The 19,431-nt window shown below is 57.8% G+C and carries 20 protein-coding genes; 14 read left to right on the forward strand and 6 right to left on the reverse strand.

The window, feature by feature from the left end; translation table 11 throughout:
* The first annotated feature begins 108 nt into the window (after positions 1 to 108).
* Positions 109 to 1,932 carry a peptide MFS transporter gene (locus tag Q1K31_RS08180; protein ID WP_300378626.1) on the forward strand — a complete coding sequence of 608 codons (1,824 nt, stop codon included), beginning with the start codon at positions 109 to 111 and terminating at the stop codon, positions 1,930 to 1,932.
* Between the two features lie 19 nt (positions 1,933 to 1,951).
* Here the strand turns inward: Q1K31_RS08180 and Q1K31_RS08185 are convergent, their stop codons facing one another.
* The 3 genes from Q1K31_RS08185 to Q1K31_RS08195 form a co-directional block, all read right to left on the reverse strand.
* Entirely contained in the window at positions 1,952 to 2,404 is a 453-nt protein-coding gene (locus tag Q1K31_RS08185; RefSeq protein ID WP_300378628.1) for a rhodanese-like domain-containing protein, read from the reverse strand.
* 67 nt (positions 2,405 to 2,471) lie between these two features.
* The gene (gene tldD, locus Q1K31_RS08190; protein ID WP_300378630.1) at positions 2,472 to 3,875 is read right to left on the reverse strand and encodes a metalloprotease TldD; all 1,404 of its coding nucleotides are present in this window, start codon (positions 3,873 to 3,875) and stop codon (positions 2,472 to 2,474) included.
* A gap of 42 nt (positions 3,876 to 3,917) precedes the next feature.
* Complete coding sequence (locus Q1K31_RS08195) at positions 3,918 to 4,478, reverse strand: tetratricopeptide repeat protein (RefSeq protein ID WP_300378632.1); 561 nt, start codon at positions 4,476 to 4,478, stop codon at positions 3,918 to 3,920.
* Positions 4,479 to 4,636: 158 nt separating this feature from the next.
* Here Q1K31_RS08195 and coxB point away from each other — a divergent pair, with 158 nt between their 5' ends.
* The 10 genes from coxB to Q1K31_RS08245 all read left to right on the forward strand — a co-directional run bounded on the left by coxB (position 4,637) and on the right by Q1K31_RS08245 (position 13,578).
* The gene (gene coxB / locus Q1K31_RS08200; RefSeq protein WP_300378634.1) at positions 4,637 to 5,620 is read left to right on the forward strand and encodes a cytochrome c oxidase subunit II; all 984 of its coding nucleotides are present in this window, start codon (positions 4,637 to 4,639) and stop codon (positions 5,618 to 5,620) included.
* A 27-nt stretch (positions 5,621 to 5,647) separates the two neighbouring features.
* Positions 5,648 to 7,321 carry a cytochrome c oxidase subunit I gene (gene ctaD / locus Q1K31_RS08205; RefSeq protein WP_367187559.1) on the forward strand — a complete coding sequence of 558 codons (1,674 nt, stop codon included), beginning with the start codon at positions 5,648 to 5,650 and terminating at the stop codon, positions 7,319 to 7,321.
* A gap of 86 nt (positions 7,322 to 7,407) precedes the next feature.
* Complete coding sequence (locus tag Q1K31_RS08210) at positions 7,408 to 8,376, forward strand: heme o synthase (protein ID WP_300378638.1); 969 nt, start codon at positions 7,408 to 7,410, stop codon at positions 8,374 to 8,376.
* On the forward strand, positions 8,373 to 8,543 hold the full coding sequence (locus tag Q1K31_RS08215; RefSeq protein ID WP_300378640.1) for a hypothetical protein: 171 nt from the start codon (positions 8,373 to 8,375) through the stop codon (positions 8,541 to 8,543). The genes Q1K31_RS08210 and Q1K31_RS08215 overlap by 4 nt, the downstream gene beginning before the upstream one ends.
* Positions 8,543 to 9,091: a cytochrome c oxidase assembly protein gene (locus Q1K31_RS08220; RefSeq protein ID WP_300378642.1), complete on the forward strand. Its 549-nt coding sequence runs from the start codon at positions 8,543 to 8,545 to the stop codon at positions 9,089 to 9,091. The genes Q1K31_RS08215 and Q1K31_RS08220 overlap by 1 nt, the downstream gene beginning before the upstream one ends.
* A 70-nt stretch (positions 9,092 to 9,161) precedes the next feature.
* Positions 9,162 to 10,037 carry a cytochrome c oxidase subunit 3 gene (locus Q1K31_RS08225; protein WP_300378644.1) on the forward strand — a complete coding sequence of 292 codons (876 nt, stop codon included), beginning with the start codon at positions 9,162 to 9,164 and terminating at the stop codon, positions 10,035 to 10,037.
* Between the two features lie 6 nt (positions 10,038 to 10,043).
* Positions 10,044 to 10,424 carry a DUF983 domain-containing protein gene (locus Q1K31_RS08230; protein WP_300378646.1) on the forward strand — a complete coding sequence of 127 codons (381 nt, stop codon included), beginning with the start codon at positions 10,044 to 10,046 and terminating at the stop codon, positions 10,422 to 10,424.
* Positions 10,421 to 11,110 carry an SURF1 family cytochrome oxidase biogenesis protein gene (locus tag Q1K31_RS08235; protein ID WP_300378648.1) on the forward strand — a complete coding sequence of 230 codons (690 nt, stop codon included), beginning with the start codon at positions 10,421 to 10,423 and terminating at the stop codon, positions 11,108 to 11,110. The genes Q1K31_RS08230 and Q1K31_RS08235 overlap by 4 nt, the downstream gene beginning before the upstream one ends.
* Positions 11,111 to 11,113: 3 nt before the next feature.
* Positions 11,114 to 12,496 carry a threonine synthase gene (gene thrC, locus Q1K31_RS08240; RefSeq protein ID WP_300378650.1) on the forward strand — a complete coding sequence of 461 codons (1,383 nt, stop codon included), beginning with the start codon at positions 11,114 to 11,116 and terminating at the stop codon, positions 12,494 to 12,496.
* 41 nt (positions 12,497 to 12,537) lie between these two features.
* Positions 12,538 to 13,578, forward strand: coding sequence for an EAL domain-containing protein (locus tag Q1K31_RS08245; protein WP_300378652.1), 1,041 nt, complete (start codon positions 12,538 to 12,540; stop codon positions 13,576 to 13,578).
* On the opposite strand, the gene Q1K31_RS08250 is transcribed toward Q1K31_RS08245, so the two are convergent.
* The gene (locus tag Q1K31_RS08250) at positions 13,575 to 14,135 is read right to left on the reverse strand and encodes a YqgE/AlgH family protein (protein WP_300378654.1); all 561 of its coding nucleotides are present in this window, start codon (positions 14,133 to 14,135) and stop codon (positions 13,575 to 13,577) included. The two genes, Q1K31_RS08245 and Q1K31_RS08250, sit on opposite strands and share 4 nt — an antisense overlap.
* Positions 14,136 to 14,250: 115 nt before the next feature.
* Here Q1K31_RS08250 and Q1K31_RS08255 point away from each other — a divergent pair, with 115 nt between their 5' ends.
* Complete coding sequence (locus tag Q1K31_RS08255) at positions 14,251 to 14,733, forward strand: peroxiredoxin (protein WP_300378656.1); 483 nt, start codon at positions 14,251 to 14,253, stop codon at positions 14,731 to 14,733.
* A gap of 166 nt (positions 14,734 to 14,899) precedes the next feature.
* On the opposite strand, the gene xseA is transcribed toward Q1K31_RS08255, so the two are convergent.
* Both xseA and Q1K31_RS08265 read right to left on the reverse strand, forming a co-directional pair.
* A complete protein-coding gene (gene xseA, locus Q1K31_RS08260) occupies positions 14,900 to 16,333 on the reverse strand; it encodes an exodeoxyribonuclease VII large subunit (RefSeq protein ID WP_300378658.1) in 1,434 nt (477 codons plus the stop codon).
* Positions 16,334 to 16,338: 5 nt separating this feature from the next.
* Entirely contained in the window at positions 16,339 to 16,791 is a 453-nt protein-coding gene (locus Q1K31_RS08265) for a hypothetical protein (protein WP_300378660.1), read from the reverse strand.
* A gap of 158 nt (positions 16,792 to 16,949) precedes the next feature.
* On the opposite strand from Q1K31_RS08265, the gene purD reads away from it, so the two are divergent.
* Entirely contained in the window at positions 16,950 to 18,239 is a 1,290-nt protein-coding gene (gene purD / locus Q1K31_RS08270) for a phosphoribosylamine--glycine ligase (RefSeq protein WP_300378662.1), read from the forward strand.
* 100 nt (positions 18,240 to 18,339) lie between these two features.
* Positions 18,340 to 19,428 (forward strand): phosphotransferase family protein, encoded by a 1,089-nt coding sequence (locus Q1K31_RS08275; RefSeq protein ID WP_300378664.1) that lies wholly within the window; start codon positions 18,340 to 18,342, stop codon positions 19,426 to 19,428.
* Positions 19,429 to 19,431 lie beyond the last annotated feature (3 nt).

A 19,431-nucleotide genomic window follows, 5' to 3' on the forward strand; every position in this document is an offset into this window, starting at 1 on the left:
TTCCCTGAAGAAATGGCACATCTTTGCTTGAGCCCCGTCCTCACGCATGGTCATAGTGTGCGCGGATAAAGCGCGACTCGCGCCGAACAAGGTTCAGGGAAGAAACATATGGGTATTGTACTTTTCGCCATCATCGCGGCGTTGCCGCCAATTCTTTTCACGATGTGGCAGTTAAGGAAGCACCCCAAGGGTCTTTACATTCTTTTCTTCGCCGAGATGTGGGAGCGCTTTTCCTATTACGGGATGCGGGCCCTTCTTATCTTTTATCTGACCTGGCATTTCCTGTTCGAGAGCAGTTTCTCGCTAACGCTCTATGGAGCCTATGTCGCACTAGTGTATCTCGGTCCGCTTCTCGGCGGGTGGCTCGCAGACAGGTATATCGGTTTCAGGAAAGCCGTGACGTTCGGGGCGATCCTGCTGGTTGCGGGGCATGGCCTTATGGGGCTTCACGGGCCGGCTGCCGAGGAAACGCTGACTGTAGATGGTACTGTGTATGAACTTGAACGGCCAGAATATAGCGAAGCCCGCGACCGTTATATCGTCATTGATGGAGAGGAAGTCTTCATCGACAATTTCGTGCAGCCGGAAGAAGGCTCGCCCGAACGTCGCGTCACTTTCACACAGGACGGTCAGGAAACCACGCTGACCGGTACGCTGGATGAAGAACGCAATCCCTTCTTCGCAACAATCCTCTTTGCCGCGCTTGCGCTGATCGTTGCAGGGGTCGGTTTCCTGAAGCCGAACATCTCGACCTGTGTTGGCGCACTCTATGACCAAGGGGACCGTCGCCGCGACTCTGGCTTCACGCTATATTATATGGGTATCAACCTCGGCTCATTCCTGTCGGGTATTTTCTGCGCCCTCGCTGCTGCGCAGTTTGGCTGGTGGGCAGGGTTCGGCCTTGCTGCTGTTGGTATGCTGGCAGGCCTCATCGTCTTCGTCTTCGGCCAGAGCTGGCTGGAGGGACGTGCTGAGCCGCCTGCGGATGTTGACCTGAAAACACCCGTCTTCGCTGGGCTGAACCGTGAATGGCTGGTCTATGCCGCAGGGCTCGGTTTCGCCGTGGCGGCTTTCTTCCTGCTCCAGATCGCGAGTATCATGACACTGGCCATGCATGGCGTTTTCGCCATCGTCACGCTTGGCATCATCATTTACATGCTCACCAAGCTGGAAAGCGATACGCGCAATGCGATGATCGGGCTTCTTATTCTGACGGTTTCCTCAGTGCTCTTCTGGGCGCTGTTCGACCAGGGGCCGACATCGCTCAACCTGTTTGCTGCGGCACACGTTGATAATCAGGTCATGGGCTCGCCATTCCCGGCACCAGTCCTGCAATCGGCCAATCCGCTATACATCATGTACTTCGCGCCGTTGATTGCGGTGCTGTGGACATGGCTGGGCAACAAGGGCGTTGAACCGAACAGCTTTATCAAGTTCGGTCTTGCCATGATCCAGATCGGTGCTGGTTTCTTCGTACTGAACCTTGGTATCCAGACCGCCGTGCCGGATGCGAGCGGTGCGCTGAGGATATCGGTCCTGTTCATCATGCTGATGTACCTGCTGCACACCACGGGCGAGATTTTCCTCTCACCGGTTGGCCTGTCTGCCGTGACCAAACTTTCGGCCAAACAGATCGTCGGCTTCATGATGGGCTATTGGTTCTTGGCTTCATCATACGCCAACGTTATTGCGGCCGGGATCGCGCAGGCGACACAGGTACCCGAAGGTGCGCCGCCGGAAGAAAGTCTTGAAGCTTATAACGCCGTTTACCTCCAGCTTGGCAGCGCCGCGGTAGGCCTCGGGTTAATCCTGCTTGTTGCCAGCCCGTGGCTGCGTAAGCTCACGCGTCATGCGGAAGGCAGCAACGGTATCAAGGAAAAGCGTAGTGAAGTTGATCCGGCAGGCGCGACGCTGGAACGGAATATAGACTGAGCAGAATAAAGGCTACCGGTCAGGGATATTCCCTGACCGGCAGATCTTCCGCGATCCAGCCCTCTTCGCCTGCAACACCACCGGCAACGCTGGTTACATTCGTATAGCCTTCTTGAACCAGACGGTCGCGCGCCTTGGCCGAGCGGTTGCCGGACCGGCAGATGAAGGCGACAGGTTGATCCTTGTCACCACCTGTCAGCCTCTCGACCTGCTTGAGAAAGTCCGCATCCTGAAGCGTGATAGTATGGGCATCGGCAGGTATCCCGGTCTGTTCCCACTCTTCGGGCGTACGCACATCGATGAGTAGCGCCCCCTTGTCCTGCAAGTTTTGCGCTTCGCTGGGCGAAACCTCGGGCGCCAGACTCGTTGCGGACATAGCGCTTTGCTCAGTCGGCTCGGACTCCGCACATGCAGAGACTACCGGAGTGGAAGCAAGGCCAATCGCGACCATGGCGGTGACAGACAAATTCATAGGGTGGCCCCTTTGTTGCTGTCATAGCATTGTAGAGCATCGCCCCGTCAGGGAAAAGCAGACAGCCTTAACCCGCCCCGCCAACGGTCAATGCATCGACCTTTAGTGTCGGCTGGCCGACACCGACTGGAACAGTTTGGCCAGCCTTGCCGCAAGTGCCGACACCATCATCCATCTTGAAGTCGTTGCCGATCATCGAGACTTTGTTGAGAACCGTCGGGCCGTGGCCGATGAGAGTGGCATTCTTCACCGGCGCAACAATCTCGCCGTTCTCGACCAGATAAGCCTCGGTACACTGGAAGACGAAATTCCCCGATGTAATATCGACCTGTCCACCGCCAAAATCGACGGCCCAGACACCACGCTTCATGGACTTCACAATCTCTTCCGGATCGTCCTTGCCGCCCAGCATTACCGTGTTTGTCATGCGCGGCATGATACCTGAATCATATGATTCGCGGCGTCCATTGCCGGTCGGCGCCATGCCCATAAGGCGAGCGTTCTGGCGGTCCTGCATATAACCTTTCAGGATGCCGTCCTCGATCAGGACGTTCCGCTGTGTTGGCGTACCTTCATCATCGAAGGAAAGCGAGCCACGCCGCGCGTCGATAGTTCCGTCGTCAATTACGGTTACACCCTTGGCCGCGACCTGCTCGCCGATGCGCCCGGCATAGACACTGGTCTGCTTGCGATTGAAATCGCCTTCCAGCCCATGCCCGACGGCTTCATGCAAGAGTACGGCAGGCCAGCCCGGCCCAAGTACGACTTCCATTTCCCCTGCGGGAGCGGGAATCGATTCCAGATTGATTTCCGCCTTGCGAATCGCGCGCTCAGCAAGGCCCTTCCAGCGCGACGGGGCGATCCATTCATCATAGACCGCGCGGCCACCCGCGCCTGCAGAAGCGCTTTCCCGGCGTCCGTCCTGTTCAAGCGTGACAGAAACGTTCAGGCGCACCAGTGGGCGGACATCATGGAATGTCTCACCAGCAGGCCGCAGAACATCAATCTCCTCATGGCTGCCAGCCAGGGACACAGAGACCTGTACAACGCGTGGATCCTTTGCCCTGACCCAGGCATCGATCTCGGCAAGCAGCTCTGTCTTGACGCCGAAACCGGGTGCTTCTGTCGGGTCAACCGGTGCATATAGCCGACGGTTTGTGGGTTGCGGGCTGACATCGAGTTTCCCGCTATAACCCCGCTTCGCTGCGGCGGCTGTTGAGGCAGCGCGGCGGATTGCGTCCAGGGAGAGCTCACCGGCGTGAGCGTTGCCGCTGGCTTCCCCCGCCACAACGCGAAGGCCAAAACCCTGGCTGGTGTCAAAGGCTGCCGATTTCAGCCGGCCATCATCGAGCAGGAATTGTTCCGAACGGGCTCGCTGGACATATATGTCGCCATCATCAGCACCGTTACATGCGTCAGCCAGGATAGACGTGGCTTCGTTGCGGTCAAAGGGGAGGTCGTTTTCAAGCATGCCCTGACAATGGGGCCTGGCGGTCAGACACGCAAGGCGCGATCAGCCCTCAGTTTCGTCGCGGACCGTGAAGCGCTTCAGCTGGCGTTCAGCGAGTTCCCAGCCAGGCTTGAGCTCAAGCGCTTTCTGGAAATCAAAATATGCGCCCTGAACATCGCCTGTGTTTTCACGAGCGATGGCGCGGTTGTAATAGGCGGCGAATATCTCGGCTGAATCATATTCGATCGCCTTGTTCAGCGGAGTGAGAGCGGCGTCGAAATCCTTTTGATAGATATAGGTTGCGCCTTCATTCAGGTAAGCTGCGCCGAGTTCGGGCTGTATCTCCGTGGCCCGGCCATAATCCTGCAGGGCATCTTCATAATTGCCCTCACGCATGCGGATGACGCCACGATTTACATAAGTCGCTGCGCGATTCGGCCGTGTCAGGGGTTCTTCCTGAAGGGCCCGGCTGCATGTCTGCTCGGCAGTCCGGAAGAAATAATTGTCACTTTTTGCGAGGTCGAAACAGTCCCGTGCCAGCCCTTCACCGATAACGAATACCTGGGCAGATGCCGCACCGGCGGCCAGCGAAGCAGCGATAGTCAGAGCGATGGAGCGATACATTACAGGTCTCCTGAGGGGCATGTTATGAGAGAGTATAACCTGTTTCAGGGGCTTGGCGAATGGACTGCGACAAATTTGATATCACTGATCGCTTGGGTGGACGCCTCGTAAGAGTGTAGTTATGGCAAAGCTCGAAACATTACCTAGGGAGTCGGGTCGTGCGTTTCCTTATCGCTCTACTTACACTTACGCCATTCAGTGCTGTCGCATATGCGGCCCAACCTGAAGCAGGCGCATTGAATTTCCAACCGGCAGCGACCCGTATCATGGAACGCCTGCATGGCTTTCATACATACCTGATGATCATCATCACGCTGATCACGCTGTTTGTGCTTGCCCTGATCATCTGGGCCTGTGTGCGCTATAGCCGCCGTTCAAACCCGGTGCCGCGCAAGTTCAGCCATAATACACTGGTTGAGATTGTCTGGACTGTCGTCCCGGTTCTCATTCTGGTGGCGATTGCCGGGCCGTCCTTCTCGAACCTGTTCTATCAGGAGAACCAGCCCGATCTGGAGGTCATTGCCGAGTCGAGTGATGACAATCCGAATACATATCCTGAGGCTGCAGCTGAAGGCTGGATCACCATCAAGGCGCAGGGCAACCAGTGGAACTGGACCTATTCTTATCCCGATGAGCTTGATGATGGCGGGTATCCGGTCGAGTTTGTATCCAACCCGATCCATCGCCAGCTCTCCGGCGATGAGCAAAGCTACGTTGATGCGACCGGACGCGATGATTTCGCTAGCCTGCCCAAGAACCTTGCTGCAGACTTTCCGCTTGTGATTCCAGCCAATCGCTATGTTCGCTATCAGACGGCTGCTTCAGACGTTATCCATTCATGGACCGTCCCGGCTTTCGGTGTGAAGACCGACGCTGTGCCCGGGCGCCTCAATGAAGGCTGGTTCCTCGTCGAGGAAGAGGGGACGTATTACGGGCAGTGTTCCGAGCTTTGCGGCAAGGATCATGCTTTCATGCCGATCGAAGTGCGTGTCGTTAGCCCGGACCAGTACAATAGCTGGATTGAATCCATGAAAGCTGGTGAATTCGAGGCCGCTTTCGATGGGCTGCCTTCCGCTCAAGCCCAGACCGCTTCAACCGATGTGCCGACGGACGCGGAAACGCGCCTCGCCCAGGCCCAATAGTTAGTCAGAGGATTTTCTGTAATGGCTATGGATCAAGTCTCAACCGCCCACGACGATCATGCTCATGATCACAAGCCGGGTTTCTTTGTCCGCTGGTTCCTGTCGACGAACCACAAGGATATCGGGACGCTCTACCTCGTATTTGCGCTTGTCGCGGGTATCATCGGTTATACCCTTTCGGGCATTATTCGTCTCGAACTTGCCCAGCCGGGTATCGGTCCTCTGACCGGACTGATGGAATTTTTTGGTTACTCAGGTGACCAGGCCATTGAGCACGCCAAGCACTTCTACAATGTCGTGATCACGTATCATGGCCTGATCATGATCTTCTTCATGGTCATGCCCGCGTTGATTGGTGGTTTTGGCAACTGGTTCGTGCCGCTAATGATTGGCGCGCCGGACATGGCCTTCCCGCGCATGAACAACATTTCGTTCTGGCTCACGGTGGCTGCCTTTATCATGGCCTGCACCTCGATGCTCATTCCGGGCACGGGTGAGTTCCTCGGCTTTGGTGGTGGCTGGGTGCTCTATCCGCCATTGTCCAGCGCAACGGGGCACCCTGGTCCCTCCATGGATCTCCTGATCCTGTCGCTGCATACAGCTGGTATTGCGTCCATCCTCGGGGCAATCAACTTCATCGTGACCATCCTGAACATGCGTGCACCTGGCATGACGCTGCACAAGATGCCGCTCTTTGCCTGGTCGATGCTCGTGACGGCCGTCCTGCTTCTTCTCGCGCTGCCGGTTCTCGCTGGTGCGCTGACGATGCTGCTGACCGACCGGAATTTCGGGTCGCAGTTCTTTGACCCGTCCGGCGGTGGCGACCCGATCATGTTCCAGCACCTGTTCTGGTTCTTCGGTCATCCCGAAGTCTACATCATGATCCTGCCGGCCTTCGGTATCATCTCGCACATCGTGTCGACCTTCTCGAAGAAGCCCGTATTCGGCTATCTCGGTATGGCTTATGCGATGGTTTCGATTGGTGCGATCGGCTTCATCGTGTGGGCGCACCACATGTACACCGTCGGCATGCCTTCTGACATGAAGGCTTACTTCGTCGCTGCGACCATGGTCATTGCGGTCCCGACTGGTATCAAGATCTTCTCCTGGATCGCGACCATGTGGGGTGGCTCGATCGACTTCGAAGTTCCCATGGTCTGGGCCATTGGCTTCATCTTCCTGTTCACCGTTGGCGGTGTGACGGGCGTTGTGCTCGCCAATGCCGGTATCGACCACGTCCTGCATGACACTTACTACGTCGTTGCGCACTTCCACTACGTGCTCTCGCTTGGTGCCGTCTTCGGCCTGTTTGCCGGCTGGTATTACTGGTTCGAGAAGATGTTCGGCGTGAAGTACAACAAGACGATCGGTTATGCGCACTTCTGGACGATGTTCGTCGGCTCCAACCTGCTCTTCTTCCCGCAGCACTTCCTCGGGCTGAATGGCATGCCGCGTCGTTATATCGACTATGCGGACGGCTTCTCCACATGGCACTTCTGGTCCTCGATGGGTTACGCGGTTACTCTTGTTGCAACGCTGATCTTCTTCGTTGGCCTGATTGAAGCCGCTGTCCGCCGCCGCAAGGCTGTTGCCAACCCGTGGGGCGAAGGGGCCACCACGCTCGAGTGGACCCTGCCTTCACCGCCGCCGTTCCACCAGTTCAACGAGCTGCCGGAAGTCAAGCCGGAGACCCATCACTAGGGGCGCTGGACGGGAGATAATTTCGGGGCGGCCCTTTGCGTGAGGAACGCGGAGGGCCGTTTCCGCTCCACAAGCCGGAGACGAAAATGTCGTCGACTGACACAGTAGACATGATGCAGACCAGACCGCAGCCCGCCACAGCAGGTGACTATGTGCAGCTGATGAAGCCGCGCATCATGATGCTGGTCGTATTCACGGCTTTTGCTGGTCTCGTCTCTGCACAGAGTGTTGCCGGTGTTGCGATCAATCCTGTCATGGCAGCGATCGCGACCCTTTCTGTGGCCCTCGGCTCGGGTGCGGCTGGCGCAATAAACATGTGGTATGATGCTGACATTGATGCGCTCATGAAGCGTACCTCGACACGGCCCATCCCTTCAGGCGCTGTTCCGCGGGAAGAAGCCCTGGCGATGGGACTGATCATGTCTGGCGTTTCTGTGCTTCTCATGTGGCTGGCATCGAATGTCCTTGCAGCGGGTCTGCTTGCGCTCTCGATTGCCTATTATGGCTGGTTCTACACCATGCTTCTCAAGCGCCGCACGCCACAGAATATTGTAATCGGTGGTGCAGCAGGGGCGTTCCCGCCTGTCATCGGTTGGGCCGCTGTTACCGGCAATGTGCCGCTGGACGCTTGGCTTCTCTTTGCAATTATTTTCTTCTGGACGCCGCCGCATTTCTGGGCGCTGTCGCTTCTCGCCCACAAGGAATACGAGAAGGCGAATGTTCCGATGTTGCCGGTCACGCATGGTGCAAAAGCGACACGCAACCAGATCCTCGCTTACACGGTGTTGCTGGCACCGCTTGGTGTGCTGCCGGTCTTCACCGGGCTTGCAGGTCTTGTTTACGGTGTGGCCGCCACAGGACTTGGTGCTGCATTCCTGATGCTGGCTTACCGGGTCTGGAGAAGTGACGCAGGCGACGCCGGCGCGTCGGGTGCGAGTCTCAAACGGGCCAAAGGGCTTTTTGCGTTCTCAATCCTCTATCTCTTCCTGCTATTTGCCGTCCTGATCGTGGAGCACGGCTTTGGTGCCTACCTGCCTGTGCCGGGGCTGGTATGAGCGAAGAACGTCCAACACCCTTGTCCGAAGAGGACACGACAGCTGCCCGCAAGGCGCAGAAACGCCGGAATGTCTGGCTGGCCCTTGCGCTCGTGGCTTTCGTCGTACTCGTCATACTGACGACGATTATCAAACTGAGCGGCGGAGCCGTTCCGGAGCGGATGTAATGAGCAATACCAGACTGCTGTTGATTTCCATTGTTGCTGCTCTTGGAATGCTCGGGCTCGCCTTTGCGTCCAAGCCGCTCTACGACACCTTTTGCCGTGTGACCGGCTTTGGCGGAACTACACAGATCGCAAAACAGGCCCCGGAAAACATCACCGACCGCAAGATGACGGTACGCTTTGATTCGAATGTCATGGACGCGCCTATCATGTTCCGCCCGCTACAGACGTCGATGGACGTGAAGCTCGGCGAGCATGGTCTGGCTTTCTTTGAGGTTACGAACACATCTGAGCAGGACATCAGCCTGATGGCGTCCTACAATGTGACGCCACACAAGGCCGGGCTTTACTACAACAAACTCGAATGCTTCTGCTTCGAGGAAAGGGTCATCAAGGCAGGGGCGACAAAGAAACTTCCTGTGGTTTTCTTTATCGATCCAACGCTGGATGATGAAAGCAATATGGATGATGTACGCACAATCACCTTGTCGTACACATACTATCAGACTGACAGCTTTGAGGGTGCGGCGAATTCGGCTGCGCTCAATTGAGCTGTTGCGACTCTAACGGGGCGCAGGCTAAAAGGCGCCGGAAACTGGAACATTCGAGGGACTCAGGGCCATGGCTCATGATGAAGTGAAACACGACTACCACCTTGTGAATCCGTCACCATGGCCGCTCATCGGTTCGATGGCGATGGTCGTGATGGCGCTTGGCGGCGTGACCTACATGAAGGGCATGTTCGGCATGGAGGCCGGGACCTGGTGGCTGCTCGCGCTGGGCTTTGCAGGGATCATCTATGTGATGGTCGGCTGGTGGCGTGAAGTCATCAAGGAAAGCCGAGGTGGCGATCACACACCGGTTGTCCAGATCGGCCTGCGTTACGGCATGATCCTGTTCATTGCTTCGGAGGTCATGTTCTTCGTCGCCTGGTTCTGGAGCTTCTTCGAGTTCACCATCTTCCAGGGGGCGCGTGTCGGTGACACTTTCGATGCCAGTAACCCGCTCTACGCCGAAGCTCTTCAGGCTGTGGGTGGCCAGTGGCCGCCACAAGGTGTTGAAGTCTTTGATCCATTCCACCTGCCGCTGATGAACACACTGATCCTGCTTCTCTCGGGCACGACGGTGACAGCCGCACACCATGCGCTACAGCACGACAACCGCCGTACAGCCATCAGCATGCTGGCGATCACAATCATTCTGGGCGTATGTTTTACTGGCCTCCAGGTGCTCGAGTATGCCCACGCTGGTTTCTCTTATGACGGCACGATCTATGGCTCGGCCTTCTTCATGGCGACAGGCTTCCATGGTGCGCACGTCGTGATCGGGACGATTTTCCTGACTGTCTGTCTGGTGCGGATGATGCAGGGCGGGATGTCAGCCAAGAAGCATCTCGGTTTCGAGTTTGCAGCTTGGTACTGGCACTTCGTTGACGTCGTGTGGCTGTTCCTGTTCGCCTTCGTCTATGTCATCCCATACCTCGTCATGGGACACTAGGCACGGGTGGCGCGTGAGGTCTCTCCCATTTCGGTCGGGTTACGCTGTCGTTGCCCGGCCTGCGGGGAGGGGCCAGTTTTCAGGAGCTGGCTAGGTCTCGCCCCGCAATGCTCTGCTTGCGGTGCTGATTTCTCCAAAGCGGACTCGGGCGATGGGCCGGCCTTTTTCGTTATGTTCCTGCTGGGCATTATCATGATGCCACCGGTTCTTCTCGTACAGGCCCTGTTCTCACCGCCGTTCTGGGTGCATTCATTCCTCTGGACCCCAGTGATCATCGTGCTGGCGATGTTGCTGCTGCGCCCGTTCAAAGCCTTGATGTTTGCCCTGCAATGGAAGAACCGGGCCGAAGAGGCGACATGGGCCGGTTCAGAGGGAGACGGTAAATGACCTTTCGCCCATTGCCCGTGATGACCGTCCTGGCCATCATCAGTCTTGGTATCCTGATCTGGCTCGGTAACTGGCAGTATGGCCGCTATGAAGAAAAGCTTGGTCAGGAAAAGACTGTCCCCACCCAGTTCAGAGACGTCGCGGTTGAGATTGACACATCGAATGCCGGCATGGCCCAGCAGGTCTACGGTATTGTTGATGGTGAGGCGGTCTGGCGGCGTTATGTGCCAGGCCGTATAGATGGACAGGGCCCTATCGTGCTCGTGCTCTGGGACGCCATCTCGGGCACACAGCCAGTTCCGCTCGCGATTGCTGATACGGGCGCTTTTGAACGCCGCTCCAATGTCTTCATGCGACCGGCGAGCGAGCAAGGGTTTGGTGGAACCAATCAGCCGTCGGAAAATATCTGGTATCGCTATGACAGCGCCGCGATGCTGGCTAATCTCGGCTATGAGGCACAGCCAGCGCAGGTGGTCGAGCCGGACACGATCACGCTGAGGCTCGCCTCCGATCTCACACGCACACGACAGGCCGAGAATCCGTATGCAACAGCTGAGGTGCGTGACCCGTTGCCGCCCCAACGCCATTTTGGCTACGCGCTTACCTGGTGGGGGCTGGCCATCGCGCTTATCGCGATATACGCCGCTTTCCATCATGCCAGGGGCAGGCTTCGTTTCAGGGGATAAGTCATGAATTTCATTTCCACACGCGGCCAGGCTGCACCGGTCGGTTTTATCGAGGCCTGCCTCTCGGGGCTTGCCCCTGATGGGGGGCTGTACGTGCCTGAAACATGGCCACGGATCGAACCAGCGGGCGTGCATGAGGCTTATGCTGATGTGGCTGCGCGCGTTCTGGGGGCGTTTGCTGGTGACGAGATCCCCCCGGCGACATTGCAGGAGATTTGCAAGCGGGCTTATGCAGGTTTTGCACACCAGTCTGTTGCGCCGCTCGTCCAGACAGGACCGAACGCCTATTTGATGGAGTTGCATCACGGGCCGACACTGGCGTTCAAGGATGTCGCGATGCAGCTTATCGCCCAGCTGTTTGACGTGGCTCTCGAAAGCCGCGGAGAGCGGATGAGCGTGACATGCGCGACATCGGGCGACACTGGTGGCGCGGCGGCTGCCGCTTTTGCCGGGTCCACCAATGTTGATTTGTTCATTCTCCATCCATTCGAGCGAATTTCGCCAGTCCAGCGTCTTTTCATGACAACAACGGGCGCTGACAATGTCCATAATCTGGCTATTGATCAGAATTTCGACAGCTGCCAGTCCATCGTCAAACAACTCTTTGCCGACCGTGAGTTCGTGACGACGTCGGGCCTTTCCGGTGTGAATTCTATCAACTGGGCCCGTATCGCTGCACAGGCGGTCTATTACGCAACGGCCCAGACGGCGCTGGGGGCTGACAGGGCGCTTCGTTTTATCGTGCCGAGCGGGAATATGGGCGACGCGCTTGCGGGCTATGTTGCTGCGCGCTGTGGCCTGCTAGCCGGGTTTGAGGCCGTCTGTGCGGTCAATGAAAATGATGCCCTGCGTGTGCTGCTTCAGGACGGATACATGCGTCGCGCAGATGCGGTCTCCACGCCGAGCCCGGCTATGGATATTTCCGTTCCCAGCAACTTTGAACGGCTGGCCTTCGAAGCATCCGGACGGGACCCCGATATGGTCCGTCAGTTGTATGAGCAGTTTGCCCAGAGCGGCGATGTTGAATTACCAGAACGGATAAAAGGGCCGCTTGGTTGTATGGGACTATCGGCCCAGACGGTAACGAATACGTCGACGCTTGAGGAAATGAAGCGGGTATATGCCGAAACGGGCTGGGAGATTTGCCCGCACACAGCTGTTGGTACCGCCGTGGCGCGGCGGCTGGCCAGGGAAGATCAGGTTTCGGTAGTTCTTGCCACGGCACATCCTGCCAAGTTTCCGGAAACTGTACACGAAGCGATTGGCCAGACACCGGATCTGCCGGAGCGGGCCAAGGCCGTGGCGGCACGTACGGAAGTCTATGACCATGCTACCGCCGATGTTGCAGCGGTGCGGGATTACATATTGAGCCGCCAGCGTACATAACGCTCTCGTCAGACAAGGTCTTAGCGATTAGTCTCGCCCGAATGCATGGCGAATCCGGGCCGAGAGTCGGCCAATGGTGGTGGAACTCAGACACGCAGCGGCTCAGGATAGAGCCGGACGCCGATGCACACCTCGGCGATATTAGTGGCAACTGGTCTCTCAAATCGCTCGGGCTCATGCTGGATGGGTTTAGCCGTAGCCGTCTCGAGAGGGCTCTGGTCTTGCAGGACGGCGAGTCCGGGAGCATCCAGTGCGCGATAGGTCTTAGCAATGGTATCGCCCTGAGCCTTCTAGGCCAGATTGATGTGAATGGTGTTGCCTCGGGTGAACTTGTCAGGGGAGATCATGGAATGGTGACAGGCCCGGAAAGCGCCGATACCGGTCTGAATGCTGTTTTCCAGCCAATCATATCGCTTTCAAGCGGAGGCATTGCGGGGTTCGAAGCACTTGCGCGCTGGGGAGGTGCCCCTCCAGCAGCACACTCAGGCGGTATGGGAGTGGCTGATGATACACTCGCGCCTGATATGCTGGTGTTAGCAAGCGAGGCGCTCGCAAGCTGGCGTAAAACAGACCGTGGAAAAGATCTCTTTGTGAACGTGAACCTGACAGGGCGTGATCTGGCCCGTGAAGGATTAACGGAGCTCGTTGCCGGCCTGGTCGCGCAACACGGCTTCGCGCGGGGGCAGCTCAGGATTGAGCTCACAGAGCAAGCCGCCCTGCGTGATGCCGAACAGGCGCTACATGTAACAACAGCGATCAAGGAAGCCGGGGCAGGGGTTATCCTCGATGATTTCGGTACAGGGCATTCATCGTTTTCGTGGCTGGCTGCCTTGCCGGCTGATGGGCTGAAGATTGATCCTGAGCTCACGATGCAGCTCGATTCCGAAAAAGTGAGGATCGTCCTCGAGGCAGTGACGCTTCTGGCGTCCCGGTTGAAGATGTCAGCTACTGCCGAAGGAATTGAAAGCCTTGATCAGGTAGGCCTGCTGCGCACACTCGGCTTTCACTATGCGCAGGGGTTTGCGTTTTCGCATCCGGTGTCTGCGGAAGAGGCCGGCATACTTCTGCAATCGGCTGACTAGGCCGAGCCCCCTCCGGCGTGAAGGCGTGAGGCATCTATACCAAGCAGTTCAAGCGCGCGGCTCCATTTGCTGTCATGCTCTGATCCGTAGACCAGATCCGGGATGGCCTCACCGATGATCCAGGCATTTTCGGCGATCTCATACTCGAGCTGTCCGGCATCCCAGCCGGAATAACCGAGGGCCATTATCGATTCGCGAGGTGGTTCGCCGGAGGCAATCGCAACAAGGATATCGCGGGTCGCTGTCAGGCAGCAATCGTGCCCGATGTCCATGGTCGCCCCGTCGGAGTGGAAATCACCCGTGTGGACGACGAATCCACGGTCTGTGCCAACAGGGCCGCCACTGAGAATGGCATTCTCCGGAACCTGGATATCCTGCTCGATTCCCAACTGGGTCAGCAGTTGTGGCAGGGTAAGGTCATCCATTGGCTTATTTAGGGCGATGCCCATGGCATAGTCAGCTTCATGGGCGCATACGAGCACAAGCGAGCGGGAAAACCGGTTGTCGCCAATCCCCGGCATTGCGATCAGAAGCTTTCCGGTGAGGTCCGTTAACATCGATGGAAACCCTTCCTGTCGAGCGAGGCTGACTCACGCACAAGAGATTATCAAGCTTTCATTGATCCTGTCGGAGCACGGCCCTAAATGGCTGTCAGTCTCAAAGGAGAAATCAATGACAATCAAAGCTGGTGAAAAGCTGCCTGAAGCAGTTTTCATGGAAATGACGGACAATGGCCCGGAACCGCGCAAGACTGATGACATTTTCAAAGGCAAGACTGTTGCCCTGTTCGCTGTTCCCGGTGCCTTCACACCGACCTGTTCGGTCAAGCATCTGCCGGGCTTTGTCGAGAAGTCTGAGGCGCTGCATGGCAAGGGCGTAGATGACATCGTCTGTACCTCGGTGAACGATGTGTTCGTCATGAATGCCTGGGGCGATCATGCCGGAACAGGTGACAAGGTGCGTATGCTTGCTGATGGCAACGGTGACTTCGCAAAGGCGCTCGGCCTTGAAATGGATGGCAGCAGCTTTGGTATGGGCGAACGCTCGAAGCGCTATTCCATGCTGGTGAAAGACGGTGTCGTCGAGCAGCTCAATGTCGAAGATGGCGGGGAGTTCAAGGTCTCCAGCGCGGACTATATGCTTGGCCAGCTCTAGGCACTAAACAAACCGGACTATTTGCAACGGCGCATGCCCTGATGGGTGTGCGCCGTTTTTTGTTGGAGCAGACTGGAAACATCCCCGGGATAAAACGCTCCAAACGGGCAGAATCCGTGGTGTGAGGATGGTGTGAGAGCGGTACGGTGGCGGTGTACTTCCGGGTCTAGAAAAGATCACCCTGTGGCGGTGAGTCGGGTTTTGGCGGTTTCTTCGCCTTGGCCGGCTGTGCGCCTGGCTTCACGGGTTGGGGGCCGGTTTTCCCGGATGCGGCCACCTCTGCGTCAAGCCTGCCTCTGGAGAGCGAAATCTCGAGCATGTCGCCCGCGCTGGCAGCGGAAGCGTCCTTGAGAACGCGGCCCTTGCCGTCTTTCACGATAGCGAAGCCACGGTCGAGAGTTGCCTGATAGGAGAGGGTTTCCAGAAGTTTCGCCTGTGCGGCGAGAGCGGTGCGGTCTTCCTCTATGATGCGCTTGAGTGCCGGGCGGGCGCGCATGGCGGTCTCGCCGAGTTTCTGACGATTGCGGCGTGCTTCAATCTTGAGCGGCTCAGGTCTTAGTCGTGCGCCTGTACGGGTCAGGTCGATCTGCTTTGATTTGATCGCGCTGGAAAGGCCTGAACGTAACCCGGCTTCCAGATAGTCGACAGTCTGGCGCTTCTGAGCAATCAGCGTTTCGAGGCGCGGTAGCCTTGACGCCCGTAGCCGGTCCTTATCATGGTGGACCCTGCGGGCGAGTGCGGATTTCAGGCTTTGGCCGCGCTCTTCCAGTGCCAGAATGAGATCGGCCCGCACGGGAACAGCGATTTCGGCCGCCCCGGTAGGTGTGGGCGCGCGGGCATCGGACACGAAGTCGATAAGTGTGGTGTCGGTCTCGTGGCCAACCGCAGAGATGAGCGGAATTTCGCTTTCAAAAGCGGCCCTTACAACGTTTTCCTCATTGAATGGCCAGAGATCCTCGATAGAGCCGCCACCGCGTCCGACGATGAGGACATCAGGCCGCGCCTCACCGGCCATGGCGTTAAAGCCCCGGATGCCTGCTTCGATCTGGGCAGCGGCCCGGTCGCCCTGGACGAGCGCAGGCCACAGAATGACGCGGGCCGGGAAACGTTCCCGGATGCGGTGAATGATGTCACGGATGACAGCGCCAGTCGGGCTGGTCACGACGCCGACAGTCCGCGGCAGATAGGGCAGGCGCTTCTTGTGGGCCGGATCGAACAGGCCCTCGGCTGCGAACTTCTTCTTGCGTTCCTCAAGCAGCGCCATCAGCGCGCCAGCGCCTGCCGGGCGCATGAAGTCAGCGATGAGCTGGTAATTCGAACGGCCCGGATAGGTCGACATCCGCCCTTCGGCGACGACTTCAAGGCCCTCTTCAGGTTTGAAAGGCAGGCGTGAGACCGAGCCTTTCCACATCACTGTATTCAGGACGGCCTTCTCGTCCTTGATGTCAGCATACATGTGACCAGAGCGGGCGATGGTAACGCGGCCAAGTTCACCGCGCACGCGGACATGGTCAAAGGCGGATTCAACGGTTCGCTTCAGATTTGCGGCAAGTTCGGAAACCGTGAATTCAGTGACATTGGAAGCGTTATCCTCAGCCACGGCGACTATCCCTCGTCGCTGCTACGATCGCCCGTATCATGGGCGGCGCGGACTGTGACAGCTGCTTTCATCTCACCTGAGATACGCGTCATCATGAATGTGCCAGTCCAGTCTGATGGATCATCGAAGAACCACACACCGCTTATCAGGCAGCACTCAGCGTCAGTATCGCCATGATAGCGTAAAAGCAGGGGCTCTCCGGTATCTTCATCGAGGGCAATCTTGGTGAAGCGGACGTCGAGCCCGTGGCGGAAGCCGGTCACACGGGCCTCATACTCTGCGTCTGGGCCGTCGGCACTCAGGTTCTCCTCGAGGATCGAGCCAATGACACGGCCATTCTCTTCCTTCAGCCATGCGGTGAACATGACTGCATCATCTGTCAGATCATAGGCATAATAGCCCGTCCACAGACCGCTCAGGTCCTTCGGCGCTCGGCGTTTGGGAGGTATGTTCGCCATAAGCGTACCCTGCCTTGCCTGACACGGCATCATCAAGTGAATTTGCCAGCCTTTTCCACTGCTCTCTAGCCGCCTGGGGGCATATTTGGCCTGTCCCGGGCGGTGGCGGTTCATTTGAGGGCTTGATCAAGCTCTCGGCCAAGTCCATCACGCAGCTCATGAAAATTCTCATTTTTGGTTCTGGCGGGCGTGAGCATGCGCTGGCCTGGAAAATCGCACAGTCCCCGCTGGTCGACGAAGTTTACTCTGCACCGGGTAATCCCGGCATGGACAAGATCGGTCCGTGCTTCGAGCTTGACCCGACCGACCTCAAGGCAGTCCAGGAACTGGCCCTGCAACTCATGCCGGACCTCATCATCATCGGCCCTGAGGCCCCGCTTGCGGCAGGTGCCAGTGATGCACTCCGGGCGCGTGGATTTGATGTCTTCGCCCCAAGCCAGGCGGCGGCCAAGCTGGAAACCTCCAAAGGGTTTGCGAAAGACCTGATGGAAAAGTACGGCGTGCCGACTGCTGCCTATGGCCGGTTCGACGATCTCACAAAGGCGCTTGAGTTTCTCGAGACGATGGAGGCGCCTTACGTCATCAAGGCCGACGGTTTGGCAGCCGGCAAGGGCGTGGTGATCGCCGAGAACCTAGAAGATGCCGAAAACACTGTCGAGGAGATGATGACCGGCAAGTTCGGTGATGCCTCGAGTGAAATCGTCATCGAGGAGTTCATGGAAGGCGAAGAGGCTTCGGTTTTCGTTATGACGGATGGCGAAGGCGCGATCTACCTGCCGGTGGCGCAGGACCATAAACGCGTTGGTGATGGCGATACCGGTCCGAACACGGGTGGCATGGGCGCCTATGCCCCTGCGCCGGTTGTTGATGCGCGCACGATGGAACTGGTCCAGACCACTATCGTAGAGCCGATGCTGTCGGGCATGGCCGAAGACGGGATGCCGTATCAGGGCGTGCTCTATGTCGGCATCATGGTGACAGAGCAGGGGCCGAAAGTTGTCGAATTCAATGCCCGCTTTGGTGACCCTGAATGCCAGGTCCTGATGGCGGGGCTGCCGGGTGATATCGTGCCGGCGCTTCTGGTTTGCGCGACAGGTGGTCTGGCGGGCAGCCATGCCGGCCTGTGCGAGATGATGGGGCTTTCCGATTTCAGGCCGGGAGCGGTCGTCGTCATGGCGGCGAACGGCTATCCGGGCACAGCTGAGAAAGGCACCGTCATCAATGGCGTGGACAAGGCCGACGCCATTGATGGTGTGACAGTCTTTCATGCCGGCACCGACATCAATGAGCAGAAAGAACTTGTCGCAGCAGGTGGACGCGTACTGGGCGTGACGGCCACGGACGCAGATCTTAAAGTGGCGATTTCGAAAGCCTATGAGGCCGTTGAACTGATTGACTGGCCCGGTGGGTTTTGCCGCACGGATATCGGTTATCGTGTGACGCGATAGCCGGTTATAATCAAATTGCGATTTGACCCTGCGAGAAGCTTGTTCGGCGATCTGTAGAGGGTAGTGTGCGCGAAACGTAAAATCTCAGGGAGTAGAGAGCATGGCGCAGGATGGCGACGCACAGGAAATGTACACCGGGACCAAGGAGGTCGCCGAGTCCCACCAGTTTGACGAGAAGAACCTCCTGGCCTGGATGGAGAAGCATGTTGAGGGCTTTGAAGGCCCTCTCACCGTCAAGCAGTTCAAGGGCGGCCAGTCCAACCCGACCTACAAGCTTTTCACGCCCAACAAGACCTATGTGATGCGCCGCAAGCCGCCGGGAAAACTGTTGCCGTCGGCTCATGCGGTTGACCGCGAATTCCGCGTCATTAACGCACTCCACCCGACAGGCTTCCCTGTCCCGCGGCCTTACGGCCTGTGCGAGGACGAAGGTGTTATCGGCACGATGTTCTACGTCATGGACTGTGTCGACGGGCGCATTCTTTGGGATCAGACGCTTCCGGACTGTGAACCAGCCGAGCGCCGCGCCATCTATGAAGCCAAGGTAAAAACCTTTGCCGACCTGCACAATACGGACTGGCGTGCCATCGGGCTGGAGGGCTTCGGCAAGGAAGGCGATTACTGCGCTCGCCAGATCCACCGCTGGACCAAGCAGTACAAGGCGTCGGAAACGATGCACATACCGGAGATGGAGCAGCTTATCGACTGGCTGCCGAAGAACCTGCCCCAGGATGAGGATGTCACGATCGTTCACGGCGACTACCGTCTCGACAATATGGTCCTGCACCCGACAGAGCCAAAGGTCGCCGCGGTGCTCGACTGGGAGCTCTGCACGCTTGGCGACCCACTGGCCGACTTTTCCTATCACCTGATGAACTGGGTGATGCCGGGGAATGACGAGTCCCGCGGGTCGATTGCCAACATCGACGACCTCAAGGCACATGGCATTCCGACGCTGGAGGAATATGTCGATCTTTATTGCCAGCATACCGGACGCAAGGGCGTGCCGGACCTGAACTACTATTTTGCCTATAACGCCTTCCGCCTGGCGGGCATTCTTCAGGGTATTATTGGCCGCGTGCGTGATGGCACGGCATCCAACGCCAATGCGGCCTCCAACGCCGAGCGTGTTGTTCCGCTTGCCAAGTTTGCCGCCGAGCGGGCCCGTATGGCCGGCATGGAGGGCTAGTTT

This window comes from Henriciella sp., assembly GCF_029936995.1.
Lineage (GTDB): Bacteria > Pseudomonadota > Alphaproteobacteria > Caulobacterales > Hyphomonadaceae > Henriciella.